Source organism: Streptomyces sp. RPA4-2 (genome assembly GCF_012273515.2).
GTDB lineage: Bacteria > Actinomycetota > Actinomycetes > Streptomycetales > Streptomycetaceae > Streptomyces > Streptomyces kaempferi.
In genome coordinates this window covers 7,885,973-7,904,821 of record NZ_CP050975.2, presented here as the reverse complement: position 1 = coordinate 7,904,821, position 18,849 = coordinate 7,885,973, and the positions used below count along the sequence as shown (strand labels likewise).

The window sequence follows — 18,849 nt, the reverse complement described above, 5'->3', positions numbered from 1 at the left end:
GGGGCTCGGTCATGCGGAGGCCTTCAGGACGCTCCAGCCGCCGTCGACGAGCAGGTGCGACCCGGTGATGTAGGAGGCCTCGTCGGAGCCGAGGAACGCGATGGCCGCGGCCACTTCCGCGGGGGTGCCGAAGCGGCGGGCCGCCGTCTCGGCGACGCTGCGTTCCCGGTCCTCGGGCGGTACGCGGTCCCAGGCGGCCGTGAGGATCGGTCCCGGCAGGACGGCGTTGACGCGGACCTCGGGCCCGTACTCCACGGCGAGCTGGCCGCACAGGGACAGCAGGGCGCCCTTGGACGCGGCGTAGGCGGGATGTCCGGGGATGCCCTTGTGGGCGTGGACGGACGAGGTGAGGACGATCGCGCCGCCCCGGTCGCGCAGGTCGGGAAGGACGGCGCGGACCCCGAGGAAGCCCGCGGTGAGGTTGACGTCGAGCTGGCGCCGCCAGGAGGCGAGGGTGAGTTCATGGGCGGGGTGGACGTCGACGGTGTAGGCGTTGCTGACCAGGACGTCGACCGGTCCGAAGGAGTGGGCGGCGGTGATGACGCGGTGCCAGTCGTCCTCGGCGGCGACGTCCGCGGTGACGAAGCGGGCCCGGCCGCCGTCCTCGGTGATCCGTTCCGCCTCGCCACGGCCCCGGTCCTCGTCGATGTCGACGAGGACGACGGCGGCTCCCTCCTGGGCGAGGCGTGCGGCGGTGGCGGCTCCGATGCCGGAGGCGGCCCCGGTGACCACGGCCGTGCGGCCGGTGAAACGGGCACCGCCGCCTCGTACGGGCTGGTCCATCGTGGGTTACGGCTCCTTCGGGTCGGGCACGGAGTACGTGCCCATGGGGCGGGGTGGGTCGAACCTACGCCGGTCGCCGGCCCGGATGGCGGGTCAGCACGACCAGTTCGGCGTCGTGATCGGCGGTCCAGGCGAACGGCAGCCCGTAGTGCAGGAGGTGGGCGCCGCCGTAGGTGGCGCCGGAGGCCTCGTCGCGGTAGCGGGCGTCCGGATCGAGGCCGCGCGGGCGCAGCCGGGCGGGACGGCCGGGCACCAGGGGGGCGCCGTCCAGACGGCCGGTGTTCAGGGCGGCGACGACGGTCCGGCCGTCCGGGCCGTCGTACTGGACTCCGCAGGTGGCGTCGTCCGGGCTGCCGAGAAGGTGGGTCTCGCCGTGGTGGATCACGTCGCGTACCTCCTTGTAGCGGGCGATCCACCCGGCGGCCTCGGCACGTTGCCGCGGGGACCAGGTGCGCAGGTCGGCGCCGATGCCGAGGACGCCGCACATCGCGGTGACGAAGCGGAAGGCGAGGCTGCGCGGGCGGGGGTCGAAGACTCCGGGGGCGTCGGTGACCCAGGAGCTCATCACGTGCGGGGCGTGGGCGTGCAGGAAGCCGTACTGGATGGCGAGCCGGTCCAGGGGCGCGGTGTTGTCGCTGGGCCAGACGACGTCGGTGCGGGCGAGGGTCGTGTGGTCGATCCGGCCTCCGCCGCCCGCGCAGCCCTCGACGGTCACATGGGGGTGGGCGGTGCGCAGGTGGTCGAGGACACGCAGGTATCCGTGGACGTGGGCGGCGTCCAGGTCGAGGCGTTCCGCGGGGGTGGCGCCGGGCCGGCCGCGTTCGGTGGGCGGCCGGTTCATGTCCCACTTGAGGTAGTCGATCCGGTGCTCGCCGAGCAGTCGGTCCAGGGTGGCGACGACGAAGTCCTGCACGTCCGCGCGGCCGAGGTCCAGGAGCAGTTGGTTGCGGACCAGGCGGGCGGGACGGCCGTCGATCCGGTAGGCCCAGTCGGGGTGTTCGGCCAGCAGCCGGCTGCCGGGGCTGACGGCCTCGGGTTCGATCCACAGGCCGAAGTCCATGCCGAGCGCGCGGACGTCCTCGACGAACCGGTCGAAGCCTCCCGGGAAGGCGGTGGGATCGGGATACCAGTCGCCGAGGCCGGCCGTGTCGTCCGCGCGGCCGGTGAACCAGCCGTCGTCCACGACGAACAGTTCCACGCCCATGTCGGCCGCGGACTTGGCGAGTTCGAGCTGTCCGGCCGCCTCGACGTCGAAGCCGGTCGCCTCCCACGAGTTGTAGAGGACCTTGCGGGGGCGGTGCAGCCGCTCTCCGCCGAGGTGGCGCTCGTAGCGGTGCCAGACGCGGGAGAGGCCGTCGAGTCCGTCCGCGCTGAACGCGCAGGCGAGGCGAGGCGTGGTGAGGGTCGCGCCGGGGGCGAGGAGTACGGCGCCCTCGTGCGGCACGCGTCCGGCGCGGACCCGGACGGCGCCGCCGGGTTCGGCCTCCGCGGTGATGTGCCAGTTGCCGGCCCACTCCAGGGCGAGGCCGTAGGCCGGCGCGTCGTCCGTGGCGAGGTCCTGGACGGCGAGCCAGGGCGCGTAGGCGTGCCCGGGGGTGCCCTGGGTGCTGCCCATGGTGAAGGTGCCCCGGGTGAGGGCGAGTTCGGTGTGCTGGAACTCCTGCGACCACTGTCCGGTGAGGTAGGTGAGCCGGGCGCCGGAGGTCACCGGCACGTTGACGGCGCCGGAGTCGAAGCGCTCAAGGCGCAGCTCCTCCGCGCCGGTGCAGGTGAGTTCGGTCCAGCGGTGCAGGACGTCGGTGCCCGGCACGACGGCGTAGCACAGCGTGGTGCGCAGGCCGAGGAGATCGTCGGTGAAGGTCAGCCGGAGGGTGCCGGTGTCCTCCTCCGCTCCGGTGAACTCCCACCAGACGCCGCGTTCCCGTCCGGGGCGGCCGGCGATCAGGTCGGCACCGGTGAAGGGCCTTTGTCCGTACGGCAGGTACTCGGCGGGGGCGGCGTCGGCCGGGGTGATGAAGTGGGTGCGGTGCGACCAGTCGAGGGCCGAGGGCCCGTCCTCGGCCCCGTGCGGGCCCCAGGCGTCCAGTTCGGCCCAGGGTCCGTCGGGCGACAGCCGCACGGTGTAACTGGTGTTCTCGGTGCGCAGGGTCCAGCGCTCGTACGGCGTCACTTCACTGCTCCGAGGTTGAGTCCGGCCACGAAGTGGCGCTGGAAACGGAGGAAGACGGCCACCGTCGGTGCGGCGGCGATGACGGAGCCGGCAGCGATCACGTTCCACATGGACACGTACTGCCCCTGGAGTCCGATGAGGGCCGCGGTGATGGGCATCCGGGTGTCGGTGCGCAGGACGGTGATCGCCCACAGCAGGTCGTTGAAGATCCAGGTGAAGGACAGGGCACTGAGCGCGGCGAGGGCGGGGCGGGTGAGGGGGAGGATGATCCGCCAGAAGATCTGCCAGGGGCTTGCGCCGTCGACGACCGCCGCCTGCTGGATCTCGGCGGGGATGGACCGCATGAAGCCGTGCAGCACGAAGACGTAGAAGCCGACGCCGAAGCCGATCTGCACGCCGATCAGCGCGGGCAGGGTGTCGTACAGGCCCATGAGTTCGCTGAGTTTGGAGACCGGGATCAGCAGGATCTGCGGGGGCAGCAGGTTGCCGCCGAGCATGAGCAGGAGCAGCGAGCGGCGGAAGGGCATCTCGTAGCGGCTGAGTCCGAACGCGGCCATCGCGGCCAGCGCGAGGGTCACCAGGACACAGGGGACCGTCACGAGCAGGCTGTTGATGAGGGCACGCTGCTGGCCGCCGTCGACCCAGGCCTGCCGGAAGTTGCCGAGGGTGAAGGACTGGGGCCAACTGCCCAGCCCGTGCGCGGCGATGTCGTCGAAGGACCGCAGACTGGTGACCAGGACCAGGGCGATCGGCAGCAGCCACAGCAGGGACAGGGCCCCGGCGCCGGCGTGGAATCCGGCGGTGGACAGGCGGCGTCGGCGCAGGGCGGCGTCGGAGGTGTGCGAGGTCGTCATCAGTCCGCCTCCCGGAAGGCGCGCACGAGGTAGGAGGCGATCACTCCGAAGGCCAGCACGAAGATGACGACGGCCAGGGCGGAGCCGTAGCCGAGCCGCAGGGACTGGAAGGCGGTGGAGTACATGTAGGTGCTCAGCAGTTCCGAGGAGTGGTACGGGCCGCCGCGGGTGAGGGACCACACCACGTCGAAGGAGCGCAGCGAGTCGATGACGATGACGGACAGGACGACCGCGTTGACGCTGCGGAGCTGAGGGAGCGTCACATGGCGGAAGGCCTGCCAGCGTCCGGCGCCGTCGACCTTGGCCGCTTCGTACAGGGCGGGGTCGATGCCCTTGAGGCCGGCCAGGTAGAGCACCATGACGTAGCCGATCTGGCGCCACAGGGCGGGCACGATGACGGCGTACAGGGCCGTGTCCTGGTCGGCGAGCCAGGCGTGGCGCAGGCTGCCGAGACCGACGGCCTGGAGGAGCTGGTTGAGGACGCCGTCGGGCTGGTAGATCGCCTGCCAGACGAGGGCGGTGGCGACCAGGGAGAACACCACGGGCAGGAACAGGGCGGCGCGGTAGAAGCCCACGCCGCGGCGCTCCTGCTGGAGCAGCAGGGCGGTGCCGAGGCCGAGCAGCGCGGACAGACCGCCGAAGAGCAGCAGCCACAGCACGGTGTCGAGGGCCGCGGTGCGGAAGACGTCGTCGTGCAGCATCTCCCGGAAGTTGGCGAGGCCCACGAATCGCGGTGCGGAGACCCCGTCCCAGCTGGTGAGCGCCAGGTAGAAGCCCTGCAGGGCCGGCCAGAAGACCCAGACCGCCTCGGCGAGCAGCGGGACGAGGACGAACGCGAGGACCATCGGAGGGGTGCGGCGCGGGCCCCCGGCCCTTCGGCCGCGGGGCGGCGTCGGGACCGGGGTCGTCTTGCGGGCGGCCGTGGTGAGGACGGCCACGTCACGCTCCCCAGATCTTCTGGGCGTCGCGCTGCCAGTCCGTCAGGATGCTGTTGATCTCCTTCGGCTTGGCGATGAACTTGGTCAGGGCGGTGTCGGCGGTGGGCTGGAGGGCGTCGCTGGAGTCGCGGTTGAAGAACTGGGTGATCTCGGCGGCCTCGGCGACGTGCTTGCGGCCCTTGGTCACCAGCGGGGTGCCGGTGTCCTTGGCGTCGGGGTGGCACGGCAGCGCGGTGCCGGAGGAGCCCTTGAGGTAGATCTCCTGGGCCTCGGCGCCGGCCAGGAAGCGCAGCAGGTCGAAGACCTGGTCGCGGTGGCCGGAGCGGGCGCTGGCGAAGTACCCGTCGGTGGGCGCCTCTTCGGCGAGCGGGACCTTGGGGTCGATGACGGGGAAGCGGAAGAAGTCGATGTCGTCCAGCGCGTCCTTCGGTGCCGCGTCGGCGAAGAACGTGCCGATCAGCATCATTCCCGAACGGCCGTTGAGCAGTGCGGTGGTGGCGTCCTGGAAGGCGACGGCGGTGCCGCTGGGGTCGAAGTACGGGAGGACCTCCTTCCAGCGGTCGAAGACCTTGTGGACCTCGGGGTCGTCGAAGCGGTGCTTGCCCGCCAGGAGTTCGCGGTGGTACTGGGCACCGTTGATACGGATGTCGAGGTAGTCGAACCAGGCGGAGGCGACCCAGGCGGTGTTGCCGCCCGCGCCGAGGCCGATCGGGGCGACGCCCTTGGACTTGAGCTTGTCGCACAGGTCGAGGAAGCCGTCCCAGTCGGTGGGCGGACTCACGCCCCACTTCGCGAAGTTGGACTTGCGGTAGAACATGCCCCACCAGTAGTAGGTGGTCGGCACGAAGACCTTCTTGCCGCTGCTGGAGGTGCACAGCGTGTGCAGGGCCTTGGAGTAGCGCTGCAGGTCGGGCGAGGTCCACACCTCGTCGAGACCGAGCAGGAGGTTCTTGCGGGCGTAGGCGTCCGCGACCGAGCCGGGGTACCAGGTGTAGACGTCCGGCGGGTTGGCGGAGGTGAGGTACGTCGGCAGCTGGGTCCGGAACGTCTCGGCGGCGACGGTGTTGAGGTCGACGCCGCCCTTCTTCTTGTAGGCGGCGACCAGGTCCTGCATCGCGGCCTTGGCCTGCGGTGCGGAGAGGTTGGACTGCAGGGAGACTGGACCCTTGGACGAGGTCTTGGACGAGGACGAGGTGGAGGTCACGCAACCGCTGAGCAACGCGGCGGTTCCGGCCGCGCCGGCTCCGGCGAGGAAGCGCCGGCGGCTGGTCTGTGAGTGGGTCATGGAAGACTCCTGCGAGGTCAGGACGGTTGGCTGATCTACTTGAACGCGGTGCGGTGCACGGTGCCGTCGACTCCGCGGTAGACCGCGTCGACCGTCCCGTTCGCACCCGCGACGGCTCCGAGCGCTCCGTCGAACGCGGCGCTGGGGAACTCCTGCCGCTTCGACCAGCCCTGCCAGGAGCCGGCCTCGTACCGCTGCTGCCAGAGGGTGTAGTCACCGGCCCGCGCGTACAGGAGCACCTGGCCGCCGACGGTGACGAGGGTGGGGCTGCCGCTGACGGTGCCGCCGAGTGCGCTCCAGTCCGACCACTGGCCCGAGGCGTCCCGGGAGAGGGTCCAGATGTCGTCCGACGCGGTCCGTACGGCGACGTGCACCCGGCCGGTGGAGTCGACCGCCGCGGACGGCCTGCCGTACGTCACACGGCCGTCGGGGGTGCCGAGCGAGGTCCAGCCGGTGGACGGGCCGCGCTGGACGATCCGGCCTTCGCCGTCACGGGCGACGAGCGTCCAGTGGCCGGGGTCGGTGAACGCCACCGAGGGCGCGTCGCCGAGCCGTCCGCCGAGGCTCTGCCAGTCGCCCCAGTGACCGCCCGCGTAGATCCGCCGGTAGGCGCGGGAGTCGGCGCCGCGCACGAAGACGTCGACACGGCCGTCCGCGGAGGCGTGCACGGCGGGCTGGCCGAGGATGCCGCCCTTCACCGGACCGCCGAGGTCCCGGGTGCGCGGTGCGCCGCGGCCGGTGTCCGTGTGCTGGACCAGCGTGCCGTGGGGGCCGCGCAGGAAGGTGTGCACGGTGTCGCCGGAGCGCGCGATCGCGGGGTCGGAGGTGGTCCGCTCCCCCAGGCCGGCGCCGGGCAGCGCGTCCGCGCCGGTGAGCTTGAGGAACGCGGTTCCGTGGGCGGGGACTTCGACCGTGTAGGAGTCGGTGTGGACGCCGCGGTCGGCGCGGGCGCGCAGGTCGCGCACGGCGACGGGTCCGCCGAGGGCGGTGTCGGCGAAGCGCACGGTGCGCTGGGCCGGGTTGTCGGACCGGTTGAGCAGGACGACCGCCCGCTCGCCACGGCCCGAGAGGACCTTGCTGTACACGTCGCCGGTGTCGTCGGAGGCGACCCGGACGCCCTGGACGCCGAGGCGGTCCTGGTCGACGGCGATGATCTCCGGATTGCGGAGGGTGGCCAGCATCGAGGTGTTCAGGGTGCGTGGGTCGGAGCCGAGGACGAGCGGGGAGGCCATCTCGGCCCACATCACGAACTGGGTGGTGGACTCCTCCTCGGTCAGCTCCGGTGTGCCGTCGGACATCGGGCGCATGGGGATGAGGTAGTCGGGGTCGTTCCAGTGGCCGGGGCCCTGGGCTTCCGGGTGCCAGGCGTTGGCGTCCATGTTGCGCAGGATGTTGGGCCACTCGCCCGGGGTCGGCGTGCCCCAGGCGATGTCGGTGCCGGTGCGCCAGGAGTCGGCGATGGCCGGGGCGTAGACGAACGTGTTGTGGGCGTCCTGCTCGGGGGTGTGCGGCAGTCCCCAGTCGTCCGTGAGCGGGTTGCACAGGTTCAGCAGCATACGGCGGCCGGACTTGGCGACCGCGTCGCTGAGTTCCTTGTACGCGGGGCCCGGGTCGAGCTTCGCGCCGATGCCGCAGAGGAAGTCGACCTTGATGGCGTCGATCTTCCAGCCGGCGAACTGCCGTGCGTCGTCGTCGTAGTGGCCGCGGCTGCCCAGTCCGCAGCTCTTCCCGCCGTCGTAGGTGCCGGCGTCGGTGTAGATGCCCGCGCGCAGGCCGCGCTGGTGCAGGTACGAGACGAGGGCGGGTATGCCGGAGGGGAAACGCTCGGGGTTGGCCACCAACCGGCCCCGCTCGTCACGCGGGTTGTCGGCCTGCCAGCCGCCGTCGAGCCAGACGATGTCGTAGCCGCTGTCGCGCAGACCGCTGCTGACCAGCTTGTCGGCGACGGAGCGGACCTCCTTCTCGGTGGGCGCGCCCAGACCGTAGTAGGTGTTCCAGCCCATGTAGGGGGTCGGGGCGAGTCCGCTGTCGTACGAGGCGGGCGCGCCCACGTCCCGCGGGGCGGAGGAGGTCGCGGAGGCGGTGGAGGCCGTGGTCGCCGCGGCGACCACCATGGCGGCGGTGGCGACACTACGGCGGGTGAGGCGCCGGAGTCCGGGCCTCGGTGCGGGTGCTTGCGAAGTCACGTGCCACTCCCGGGGGTTGGGAAGCAGTAGGGGCGAGACGCGGGCCGCACTGGGCGTGGGCCTCGGCGTCACGGCGACGACTCTGGCCCGCGGCCGAAACCTTGTCAATATTAATTCCTAATTTACTAGAAGCCGTGGTCCGTCATCTACCGGAAACCTTGACAGGGCGTGGGCGTCGGGGCAGTGTTCGGCAACGTTGTCATGGGCGTTGGCAACGTTGTCATCCTTCATCGAGTCGAGCGCCCGGTTTTTTCGACATCCCTGATCGGAGTCAAGGTTCATGTCGAATCAGTCCTCCCCTCCCTCCCGGCGTGCCGTTCTCTCGGCCGGTTCCACCCTGCTCGCCGGATTCGGCGCCGGCATGGCCCTGCCCGCGGCAGCCGCGGCGGCCGCCACCGGCCGGCCGGGCACTGTTTCCAGCCGGGGTGAACTCGCCGCGAACCGGCCGGTGCTGGTGTCCTCCACCGACTACGCCCCCACTCCGGCCGAGTTCGCCGTCGACGGCCTGACCGGTGTCGGTGTGAGGAACTCGGGCTGGCGTGCCGCGGTCGGCGACCCGCAGTGGATCTCCGTCGACCTTCAGGCGCTGTGCGAGGTGGAGTCCTTGCGGCTCACCTTCGAGGCCACGCTCGACGATCCCCCGTACGTGGACTCGTCCAGTGGCAACCCCCGGCTGGACACCACCGGCCAGGAGATCCTGTCCAGTTGCGCGACCGACTTCGTCGTCGAGACCTCCCGTGACAACCACACCTGGGCCACCGCGTTCCGCACCGACGCGGGCAAGGGCGGGGTGATGGAGATCCCGTTCCAGAAGGCGGCCACCGCCCGCTGGGTACGCATGACCGTCAACAAGCGGTCCAACGCGAACCCTGTCGGGCTCAACGGCCTTCAGGTGTACGGGACCTGCCGCAGCGTACGGCCGTCGGTGACCGGCTGGACCGACTGGGGCACCCACCACCGCACGCCCCCGGCGCTGCGGGCCGGCGCGGACGGCACCGTGCCGCTGGAGTCCGGCTGGGACCTGACGATGGACGACTGGGCGGGCAAGGGCGGCGCCGAACTGTCCAAGCCCTCAGTGGACACCAGCGGTTGGCTGCCCGCGACGGTCCCCGGCACGGTCCTGACCTCCCTCGTGGACCGCGGTCACCTCCCCGACCCGGTCGCCGGGATGAACAACCTGCACATCCCCGAGGCCCTCTCCCGCCACTCCTGGTGGTACCGCCGCGCGTTCAAGCTGCCCAAGGGCCTGCGCACGGGGACCGGCCGGCACGTCTGGCTGGAGTTCGACGGCGTCAACCACGAGGCCGAGGTGTGGCTCAACGGCTCCCGCGTGGGTACGGTCACGAGCCCGTTCGCCCGGGGCGCCTTCGACGTGACGAAGCTGCTCGGGGACGGCGAGCACGCCGTCGCCGTGAAGATCAGCCCGATGCCGGTTCCCGGCAGCCCGGGTGACAAGGGCCCGCAGGGTCTCGCCTTCGTCGACGCCGGCGCGAACACCATGAACCGCAACTCGCCTACCTATCTGGCCTCTTCCGGCTGGGACTGGATGCCCGCGGTGCGCGACCGGGCGGCCGGTATCTGGAACCACGTGCGCCTGCGCTCCACCGGCGCGGCCGTCATCGGCGACCCGCGCGTGGACTCGCGGCTGCCGGACCTTCCGGACACGCGGACGGCCGAGCTGACGATCACCGTGCCGGTGCGCAACGCCGACACGGTCGGCAGACGCGTCACCGTCTCGGCCGCCTTCGACGACGTACGCGTGACACGGACGGTCACCGTCCCCGGCGGCCAGAGCACCGACGTCGTCTTCAGCCCGGCGGACTTCTCCCGGCTCCGGCTGCGCGACCCGAAGCTGTGGTGGCCCAACGGCTACGGCGAGGCCGCGCTGCACAGGCTGACGCTGGCCGCCTCGGTCGACGGGCAGGAGAGCGACCGGCGCACCACACGGTTCGGCATCCGCCAGTTCGGCTACGAATACCAGGTGCCGCTGGTCTTCCAGACCGGCAGCGACTCGTACGCGCAGACGGTGGACCTCGCCCGGCAGAAGGCCCGGTACGTGCGTATCGCGTGCCACACCCGGGCCACGGACTGGGGTTCGTCCCTGTGGAGTCTGAGCGTCGCCGACAGCGCGGCGCCCGACACCGACCTCGCGCTGCGCAGACCGGCCACCGCCTCCACGGTCGACACCGACTCCAACGGCGCCGACAACGTCACGGACGGTGACCCCGGCACCCGTTGGTCCTCCGCGTTCCAGGACGAGCAGTGGGTGCAGGTCGACCTCGGTTCCTCCCTCTCGTTCGACCGTGTGGTCCTCACCTGGGAGCAGGCGTACGCGAAGACGTACACGGTCCAGGTGTCCGACGACGGCGACAAGTGGACCGACGCGAAGGCCGTGGACAACACGGCGGTTCCGCTGCCGTTCCACACTTCCGGTTCGGCGAGCCTGCAGAACGTGGACTTCGCGGCGCGGACCGCGCGCTACCTGCGGGTCCTCTGCCATACCCGGGCCAGTAGTTGGGGTTCGTCGATCTGGGGCCTGTCGGTCGTGGACAGCACCGCCGCCGGCACCGACCTCGCGCTGCGCAAGACGGCCACCGCGTCGTCCGTGGAGCAGGACTCCAACGGGCCCTCGAACGCCGTGGACGGCAACCCCGACACCCGCTGGGCCTCGGCGTACGAGGACGAGCAGTGGATCCAGGTCGACCTCGGTTCAGCTGTCCGGTTCGACCGGGTCGCGATCACCTGGGAGCAGGCGTACGCGAAGACGTACACCATCCAGGTGTCGGACGACGGCGACAAGTGGACGGACGTCACCTCCGTCGACAACTCCATCGACCCGCTCAAGATCAGCGTCAACGGCGTCCGGGTCTTCTGCCGCGGCGGCAACTGGGGCTGGGACGAACTGCTGCGCCGGATGCCCGCCGAGCGGATGGACGCGGCCGTCCGGATGCACCGTGACATGAACTTCACCATGATCCGCAACTGGGTCGGGTGCAGCAACCGCGAGGAGTTCTTCGCCAGTTGCGACGAACACGGGCTGCTCGTGTGGAACGACTTCCCCAACGCGTGGGGCATGGACCCGCCGAACCACCAGCTGTTCCTCGACGCCGCGCAGGACACCGTGCGGCGCTACCGCGTACACCCCTGTGTCGTGGTGTGGTGCGGCGCCAACGAGGGCAATCCTCCGGGGGCGGTCGACGACGGCATGCGCAAGGCGGTGCTGGCGGAGGCGCCGGACGTGCTGTACCAGAACAACTCGGCCGGCGGCATCGTGACGGGCGGCGGCCCCTACGGCTGGGTGGAGCCCGAGCGTTACTACACGCCGACGACCTACGGCAGTGGCAACTTCGGCTTCCACACCGAGATCGGCATGCCCGTACTGCCGACGGCGGAGACCATGCGCCGGCTCGTCGGCGACGAGCCCGAGTGGCCGGTGGGCGGCGCCTGGTACCTCCACGACTGGAGCACACGGGGCAACCAGGCCCCGCAGAACTACATGGCGGCCGTCGAGGAACGGCTCGGCACGGCCAAGGACCTCGACGACTTCTGCCGCAAGGCGCAGTTCGTCAACTACGAGAACTTCCGGGCCATGTTCGAGGCCTGGAACGCGAAGTTGTGGGACGACGCGACCGGTCTGATGCTGTGGATGTCGCACCCCGCCTGGTACAGCACCGTCTGGCAGACCTACGACTACGACTTCGATGTCAACGGCGCCTACTACGGCGCCCGCAAGGCCAACGAGGCCCTGCACGTGCAGGCCGATCCGCGGGACGGCCGGGTGATCGCGGTCAACCACACCCCGGACTCGGTCCGTCGCGCCACGGTCACCGCCAGGTTCCTCGACCTGTCGGGGCGCGAAGTGGCCGCCCAGCGGCGGAAGTCCGTCGACATCGCTCCGTCGGCCACGGCGGACGCGTTCACCGCCGGCTGGACGGACGACCTGCCCGATCTCCATCTGCTGCGGCTGCGTCTGGAGGACTCGAGCGGCCGGCTGCTGGCCGAGAACACCTACTGGCGCCACCGCACCGCCCAGGCCATGCAGGCGCTGAACCGTGCCGACCGGACCAGGCTGTCCGCCGAGGTCACCGGCACGGACCGCTCGGGCGACCGCGGCGAACTCACCGCGCGGCTGCGCAACAAGGGCGGTTCGGTCGCGGCGATGGTCCGTGTCTCGCTCGTCGACTCCGCGACCGGTGAGCGGGTACTGCCGACCCTGTACAGCGACAACTATCTGTGGCTGCTGCCCGGCGAGTCCCGCACCCTCACCCTGTCCTGGCCGGCCGGGGCGCTCCGCTCGGGCAGGCCGAAACTGCGGGTGGAGGCGTACAACGCGCCGGCGGTGACGGCGCTCGCACCGCACTGATCCAGTCGGCCCGCCCGCGGCCCTGCGGGGCCGTGGACGAGCCGGGTATGCCGGCGGTTGCGGCCCTCGTGAGTTTCTCGCGAGCCCCTCGTGGCAGGCTATTTGATTTCAAACGATACGGTATCGATTGATTCGACTGTCTGGTAATGTCCGTCTCATGACCGTCGACACCCCGTCCGAGAAGACGTCCGCGCGAGCCACGGACCGCCCCGGGGACGCCTCGCCGTTCGCACTCGGGCTGCTGCTGCGCCGGGCGCACCGGCGGGCGGCCTCGGTGATGACGGAGGCGCTGCGGCCGCTCGGGATCGAGCTGCGGCACTTCGGGGTGCTGATCGTGCTGGCCGACCGCGGCCCGACCGTGCAGCGGGATCTGGTCCAGGCGGCGGGGTCGGACAAGGCGGGGATCATGCGCGTCGTGGACGACCTGGAGGGCAAGGGGCTGGCCGTGCGCAAGGCGGTCCCAGGGGACCGTCGGGTACGGGTGGTGGAGATCACGCAGAAGGGCCTGGAGCTCTTCGACCAGGCCCATGCCGCGGCCGAGCCGCTGGCCGAGCGCCTGGTCACGCATCTGGGGGCAGGCGAGGCCGAGCAGCTGAAGGACCTGCTCAACCGGTTCACCCACCCGGACGACGGCGAGGAGTGAGCCCGTCCGCACGGTCTGTCGACCGAGCGGACAGGCGCCGTACGAACAGGCGTCGTCCCACTCTTCCACTTCGCTGTTTCACTTCGCTTTTGCGGCGAAGCCGGCCTTCAGCGCGGCCGCCGTCTCCGCCACACGCCGGCCCTGGGCGCGGGCGGCGGTCAGGGATTCCTCGCCGACGGCGATGGAGCCGTCCTCGCCGGTGACATGGCCGGTCCCGTACGGGTTGCCGAGGCCGTCGATCACGTGATTCTTGTAGCCGGGCGGGACGATGACGCCGCCGAAGTGATAGGCGGAGTTGTACAGCGCCGGTCCCGGCATGAGTCTCACCTTCCCGGCAGTGCGCGGGGCGCGTCAGCAGTAGGCGTATCTAGCGAGACGGTATTGAATGATACCGTCTCTAGCGTAACAGAAGGTTGGCGCTGCGGAACGGGGCGGCCACGCCGTGCTCCCGCCGCGCCTCGGATCCCGAGGTGGTTCACATGGAACGGGACGTCTCCGGCATCGACGCGATCGGCCGTACCGCGTTCGCGGTCGCCACTCTGCGCGCTGCCGAACACCGCATCCCGGAGGGCCTGTTCACCGATCCGTACGCCGAGCGCTTCCTGCGGGCGGCCGGGGACGTCCTGGGTCCGCGGCATCGGGCCCAGGCCTTCGTCACGCTCATGCGGACGCAGGCCGTCGTAAGGACCCGATTCTTCGACGACCATCTCCGCGCGGCGGCCGAACGGGGATGCCGTCAGGTCGTCCTGGTGGCGTCCGGCATGGACAGCCGCCCCTGGCGGCTGGAATGGCCCGCGGGCACCACCGTCTTCGACGTCGACCAGGAACCGGTGCTGCGGTTCAAGAGCGCGGTGATGGAGGACCACGCCGGGCTGGACACAGCCACCCGCCGCGCAGTACCCGCCGATCTGCGCGAGGACTGGGCCGCCCGCTTACGCTCCGAGGGGTTTCGCGACGACCTGCCCACGGCCTGGCTCATCGAGGGCCTCCTGTACTCGCTCGACGAGCAGGCCTCCGACCGACTGCTGGCCACCGTGAGCGGGCTGAGCTCGCCAGGCAGCACCCTCGCCTTCGACCACTTCGAGGTCGGACCGTCCCTGCGCGCCGCCACCGACCGCATCAGCCCCGGCCTGACCCGGTTGTGGCAGACCGGCCCCACCGATCCCGCGGCCTGGCTGCACCGCCACGGATGGCAGCCCGACCTGCACGAACTCGCCGATGTGGCCGCCCGCTTCGGTCGCACACCCCATCCCGCCTACAACCCCGGCCCGCAGACCGAGGGCCGCTCCTGGCTGGCCGCGGCAACGCTCGCGTGACACCGGCACCGGCTGAACCGGCGGCCGGAGCAAACCCCCAAGGGCTCGTTCTCCTTCGACGGACACGGTCCGGGGCCGCAGCCCCCGCGCGAGGCCAGGACGTTCCGGCGGAAAATTCGTGTGCCTCAAAGGACTGGGCGCGTTATTGTCGCCCGCATGAACGTCACCGGCCGAAGCATCATCGCGACCGCGCGAGCGACCAGCTCGCCGGTTGCCGCCGTCTGACCTTTCCCTTTTCCCACCGGCGACCGGAAACGGCCCGTCGGTGGTCCCGTGGCGTTCTTGGCTTCTTGCCTCGGTGCGATGACCAGGTGGTCCCGTTATCCGGTGCCTTCCCCGCTGTGACGCGAAGGAGCCACCCTCATGAACACGGAGAAACTGGTCCGCACGTTCGTCGAGTACTTCGAGGAGCGTGATCACCGCCGGATCACCGGCTCGACGCTGCTGCCACCCCCTGGCGACTCGGTGCTGTTCACCACCTCCGGCATGCATCCGCTCACCCCGTACCTGGAGGGGCGCCCCCATCCGCTGGGCCGGCGACTGGTCAATGTGCAGCGCTGTCTGCGCACCACGGATCTGGAGGAGGTCGGCGATGCCACCCATCTGACCGTCTTCGAGATGCTCGGCACCTGGTCGCTCGGCGACTACGAGGGTTCGCTGAGCCTCGACTGGGGATACGGGCTGCTCACCGATGGACTGGGTGTCGATCCGGGCTTGCTGCATGCCACCGTCCACGGCGGCGGCGGCGACGACCGGACCGGGCCAGACACCGCTTCCCTGCAGTTGTGGCAGGACCGCGGCGTTCCCGTCGAGCTCACGGTGGAGGACAACTGGTGGTCCAACGGACCGGTCGGCCCGTGCGGCCCCGACTCGGAGATCTTCCTGTGGAGCGGTGACACCCCACCCCAGTCGACACCCACACGCGACGACCGCTGGGTAGAGGTCTGGAACCACGTGATGATGCGCCATCGTCGGCTCGAGGACGGTTCCCTCGTACCGCTCCCCCAACGCAACGTCGACACTGGGCTCGGCCTGGAGCGGCTGGCCTCTCTGCTGGGGGGCAAGTCGTCAGTGTTCGAGTGTGACGTCTTCGACCCCTGGCGCCGTATCGTGCCGGTTCTGTGGCCACTTGACGAACCGTCGCTGCGCCTGGTCTACGACCACCTGCGCTCAGCCATCGTGGTACTCGGCGACGGAGTGCGCCCGGCCAACAGTGAACGGGGCTATGTGCTCCGCCGCCTGCTGCGACGCGTACTCACCGTTCTGTGGCGGGACGATCCGTCGCGCGGTCTCGGAGACCTGCCGGACGAGTTGGTCTCCCACACCCTGGACCACTTCCGCCAGGAAGTGGATCCCGGCGACGTGCGCCGACTGCTGCTCGAGGAGGAGAGCCGGTTCAGTCGGCTCCTTGAACGAGGTCGGCTGGTGCTTGCCCGATCCCGGTTCCGAGGCTCGCTGAACGATGAGGACTACCAGTACCTCCACGACACCCACGGTCTACCTCGCGAACTGGTCACAAGCCTGCGGCAAGAGTGACGGCGGCAATGAGAGCGGGTGCGGACCGAAATGAAGGAACCGGCCTTACGGCGCGACCTCATGGACTGCGACGCGCTTCCTGAGCTGAGCGCTCCACCTCGATCCCGTGGACGTGGCGGACGGCGCCGCCGCGCTCGGGTACCGGATCGCGGAGCGTGCCGCGGGTCAGGGTCCGGCCACCCGGACCGTGCGGGAGCTGTGCGACCCCGCCGCCCGCGGCTACCCGCGGCTACGGGCTGACCGTCCTGCGTGCCGCGGCCACGCTCGACAACGCGGCGTCACGGACCGTGCCGGCCCGCTCGGGGTTCGCCGTCGTCGGCGGGACACGTATCTGCGCACCTTCGCGACCTGCGCGTGAGGGGGCGGGGGCTTCGGGTCCGCATCACCGTTCTCCCCCGGGATCTGCGCCGCGACAGAGGCCGTGACCTGGCCCGGGTGTCCTGACGTCGCGCCGTGCGGTGCCGGCCGGAGCGCGCCGCAGCCCGAGACGAGCGGCGTTCTCGGTGGCGGCGCCGGCGCAGACATGGGTTTACTGGGCTTGTCGGTGAGAGATGAGGTTGATCATGTCTCGTGGACAACGACACGATCACGCGAAGGCCGACACCGCCGCGTCGAACGGAGCGAGAGGCTTCGAGAAGGCCTTGTTCGAGCAGGCCAGGGCCGGGCTGGAGGTCTACGACACGGACCTTCGCGTTCTCCGGGCCAACCCGGCGGTTCTGGCCATGCGAGGCCTGCCCGCGAGCCAGGTGATCGGGGTCGGCCTTCAGGACCTGGACCCCCAGCTCCCGCTGTCGCCGATCATCCGCGAGGTGATGGCGGAAGCCTCCCCGGTGTTCGACCGCCCGGTGTCGACGTACCCGGCGGCCGATCCGGGCAATCGGCACGACTATGCCGTCACCGGCTACCCGTTGCGGGAGCACGGCCGGTCCATCGGGGCCGCCTCCATGATCCACGAAGTCACGGACCAGGTCCGCCGGCAGGAGGAACTGGATCTGCTGAGCATCGCGCGCGCCAGGATCGGATCGTCCCTGGACGCGGCGCGCACCGCGCAGGAACTCACCGAGATCGGGGTGCCCGACTTCGCCGACGCCATCGCCGTCGATCTGCTGGAGTCGGTGTTCGCGGGCGACGCGCCCGTGGGCCCGGTCACCGACCAGCCGCCGATGAAGCGCGCCGGATTCAAGGCCCGCGAAGGGCAGTACGGCGCCTACCCGATCGGCAGCACCAGCCACTTCGCGATCCCCACGCCGTACACCCAGGCGCTGGCCGATCTCCGCCCGCGGCTGGTCGAATCGGTCGTCTCGGCCCGCCGGTGGCTGGCCAACGACCGGCTGCGCGCCGAGTTCATCCGCCGGACCGGCGTGCACTCACTCATCGTGACCCCGCTGACGGTGCACGGGCTCGTGCTCGGGCTGGCCAGTTTCTACCGGGCCGGTTCGCACCCCGAACCCTTCGACGAGGAGGATCTGTCGCTGGCGACACAGCTCGCCGCCCGCACCGCCCTCTGTATCGACAACGCCCGCCGCTTCACCCGTGAGCACACGGTCGCGACCACGCTTCAGCGCAGCCTGCTGCCGCGGACGGCGCCGATGACGGCGGCGGTGGAGTCGTCGCACTGCTACATGCCGGGGCGGTACGGCGCGCACTGGTTCGACGTCCTCCGCCTCTCCAGCTGCCGGATCGGCCTGGTCATCGGATACGTGCCGGGAGAGGATCTGCTGGCCTCCGTCGTGATGGGACGCCTGCGCACCGCGGTCTCCACGCTGGCCGCCATGGATCTGCCGCCCGACGAGCTGCTGGTCCATCTCGACGACGTCGCCCAGCGGCTCGCCCGCGAACAGGACTCCGACCCGCTGACCCTGCTGCACGCGCGGCCGCCCTTCACCGCCTCGTGCGTGTATCTCACGTACGACCCGGTCACCCGCCGGTGCACGGCGGCCTCGGCGGGCCATGAGAGCCCCCTGGTCACCAGCCCCCAGGGCGTGGTCAGCGAACTCGACGTACCGCGCGGCGAGCCACTCGGCCGTGGTGTGCCCTACGAACTCCGCACCACGCAGCTGACGGCCGGAAGCCTGCTGTCCCTCTTCTCGGACGGCAGCGCGGACCGCTATCCGGCCGATGCCGACGAGCGGGTCAGCCGGCTGCGCGAGACGGTCGCCGACGCCTCGGCGGACCCCGCGGAGATCTGCGACGCGGCAGCGTACAAGGTGCTGCGGGGAACGGCACCGGAGGACGGGGCCGCGCTGCTGGTGGCCCGGACCCGGTCCCTCGCGCCGGACCACGTCGCGACCTGGACCTTCCCGTCCGAGCCGGTCTCGGTCCGCGAGGCCCGGCGGGCGACACGCGACCGACTGGCGCAGTGGGGTCTTGAGGACCATGTGTTCGTCACCGACCTGGTCGTGAGCGAACTCGCCACCAACGTGATCCGCCACGCGGAAGGAGCCATCCGGCTGCGTCTGATCCTCGACCGCACACTGACCGTGGAGGTCAGCGACGACGCCGACACCGCGCCGCACCTGCGCCACGCCCGCCTCCAGGACGAGGGAGGGCGGGGTCTGTTCCTGGTCGCCTCCATGACCCGGCACTGGGGCACCCGGTACGAGGACGGCGGCAAGACCATCTGGGCCGAACAGTCGCTGACGGCCGCCTGACGACCCCGCGGCGATGCCCTGGCCGGGGACCGCTTCTCCGCTTCCGGACCGACCGGCGGCCAGTGCGACGTCAGGCCGGCGCGACGTCGGTCGGCACGAAGTCAGGTCGGCGCGACGTCGGTCG

At 70.9% G+C, this 18,849-nt stretch carries 12 protein-coding genes; 5 read left to right on the top strand and 7 right to left on the bottom strand.

Annotation, left to right across the window (positions count from 1 at the left end; translation table 11 throughout):
* Positions 1-9: 9 nt before the first annotated feature.
* From HEP85_RS34530 to HEP85_RS34505, 6 genes are all read right to left on the bottom strand, one after another.
* Positions 10-783: an SDR family NAD(P)-dependent oxidoreductase gene (locus HEP85_RS34530; protein WP_168531444.1), complete on the bottom strand. Its 774-nt coding sequence runs from the start codon at positions 781-783 to the stop codon at positions 10-12.
* A 64-nt stretch (positions 784-847) separates the two neighbouring features.
* On the bottom strand, positions 848-2,953 hold the full coding sequence (locus HEP85_RS34525; RefSeq protein ID WP_168531443.1) for an alpha-galactosidase: 2,106 nt from the start codon (positions 2,951-2,953) through the stop codon (positions 848-850).
* Complete coding sequence (locus HEP85_RS34520; RefSeq protein WP_168531442.1) at positions 2,950-3,807, bottom strand: carbohydrate ABC transporter permease; 858 nt, start codon at positions 3,805-3,807, stop codon at positions 2,950-2,952. Before HEP85_RS34520 ends, HEP85_RS34525 begins: the two co-directional genes overlap by 4 nt.
* Positions 3,807-4,745 (bottom strand): carbohydrate ABC transporter permease, encoded by a 939-nt coding sequence (locus HEP85_RS34515; RefSeq protein ID WP_168531441.1) that lies wholly within the window; start codon positions 4,743-4,745, stop codon positions 3,807-3,809. Before HEP85_RS34515 ends, HEP85_RS34520 begins: the two co-directional genes overlap by 1 nt.
* Position 4,746: 1 nt before the next feature.
* Positions 4,747-6,030, bottom strand: a complete 1,284-nt coding sequence (locus tag HEP85_RS34510; protein ID WP_168531440.1) for an ABC transporter substrate-binding protein — start codon at positions 6,028-6,030, stop codon at positions 4,747-4,749.
* Positions 6,031-6,065: 35 nt separating this feature from the next.
* Complete coding sequence (locus HEP85_RS34505) at positions 6,066-8,144, bottom strand: glycoside hydrolase family 27 protein (RefSeq protein WP_365769831.1); 2,079 nt, start codon at positions 8,142-8,144, stop codon at positions 6,066-6,068.
* A gap of 352 nt (positions 8,145-8,496) precedes the next feature.
* Here HEP85_RS34505 and HEP85_RS34500 point away from each other — a divergent pair, with 352 nt between their 5' ends.
* A complete protein-coding gene (locus HEP85_RS34500) occupies positions 8,497-12,579 on the top strand; it encodes a discoidin domain-containing protein (protein ID WP_168531439.1) in 4,083 nt (1,360 codons plus the stop codon).
* A 157-nt stretch (positions 12,580-12,736) separates the two neighbouring features.
* Positions 12,737-13,222, top strand: coding sequence for a MarR family winged helix-turn-helix transcriptional regulator (locus HEP85_RS34495; RefSeq protein WP_168531438.1), 486 nt, complete (start codon positions 12,737-12,739; stop codon positions 13,220-13,222).
* 78 nt (positions 13,223-13,300) lie between these two features.
* On the opposite strand, the gene HEP85_RS34490 is transcribed toward HEP85_RS34495, so the two are convergent.
* Positions 13,301-13,540, bottom strand: a complete 240-nt coding sequence (locus HEP85_RS34490) for a hypothetical protein (RefSeq protein ID WP_168531437.1) — start codon at positions 13,538-13,540, stop codon at positions 13,301-13,303.
* Between the two features lie 161 nt (positions 13,541-13,701).
* Between HEP85_RS34490 and HEP85_RS34485 the strand changes: the two genes are divergently transcribed.
* The 3 genes from HEP85_RS34485 to HEP85_RS34475 all read left to right on the top strand — a co-directional run bounded on the left by HEP85_RS34485 (position 13,702) and on the right by HEP85_RS34475 (position 18,725).
* Positions 13,702-14,538, top strand: coding sequence for an SAM-dependent methyltransferase (locus tag HEP85_RS34485; RefSeq protein ID WP_168531436.1), 837 nt, complete (start codon positions 13,702-13,704; stop codon positions 14,536-14,538).
* A gap of 363 nt (positions 14,539-14,901) precedes the next feature.
* Positions 14,902-16,074, top strand: coding sequence for an alanine--tRNA ligase-related protein (locus tag HEP85_RS34480; RefSeq protein ID WP_168531435.1), 1,173 nt, complete (start codon positions 14,902-14,904; stop codon positions 16,072-16,074).
* A 563-nt stretch (positions 16,075-16,637) separates the two neighbouring features.
* Entirely contained in the window at positions 16,638-18,725 is a 2,088-nt protein-coding gene (locus HEP85_RS34475; protein WP_168531434.1) for a SpoIIE family protein phosphatase, read from the top strand.
* Positions 18,726-18,849 lie beyond the last annotated feature (124 nt).

Coding starts and splice junctions, on each gene's coding strand:
- HEP85_RS34530 (WP_168531444.1), bottom strand. CDS start 783: ATGGACCAGCCCGTACGAGGCGGCGGTGCCCGTTTCACCGGCCGCACG.
- HEP85_RS34520 (WP_168531442.1), bottom strand. CDS start 3,807: ATGACGACCTCGCACACCTCCGACGCCGCCCTGCGCCGACGCCGCCTG.
- HEP85_RS34510 (WP_168531440.1), bottom strand. CDS start 6,030: ATGACCCACTCACAGACCAGCCGCCGGCGCTTCCTCGCCGGAGCCGGC.
- HEP85_RS34505 (WP_365769831.1), bottom strand. CDS start 8,144: ATGGTGGTCGCCGCGGCGACCACGGCCTCCACCGCCTCCGCGACCTCC.
- HEP85_RS34500 (WP_168531439.1), top strand. CDS start 8,497: ATGTCGAATCAGTCCTCCCCTCCCTCCCGGCGTGCCGTTCTCTCGGCC.
- HEP85_RS34495 (WP_168531438.1), top strand. CDS start 12,737: ATGACCGTCGACACCCCGTCCGAGAAGACGTCCGCGCGAGCCACGGAC.
- HEP85_RS34490 (WP_168531437.1), bottom strand. CDS start 13,540: ATGCCGGGACCGGCGCTGTACAACTCCGCCTATCACTTCGGCGGCGTC.
- HEP85_RS34485 (WP_168531436.1), top strand. CDS start 13,702: ATGGAACGGGACGTCTCCGGCATCGACGCGATCGGCCGTACCGCGTTC.
- HEP85_RS34480 (WP_168531435.1), top strand. CDS start 14,902: ATGAACACGGAGAAACTGGTCCGCACGTTCGTCGAGTACTTCGAGGAG.
- HEP85_RS34475 (WP_168531434.1), top strand. CDS start 16,638: ATGTCTCGTGGACAACGACACGATCACGCGAAGGCCGACACCGCCGCG.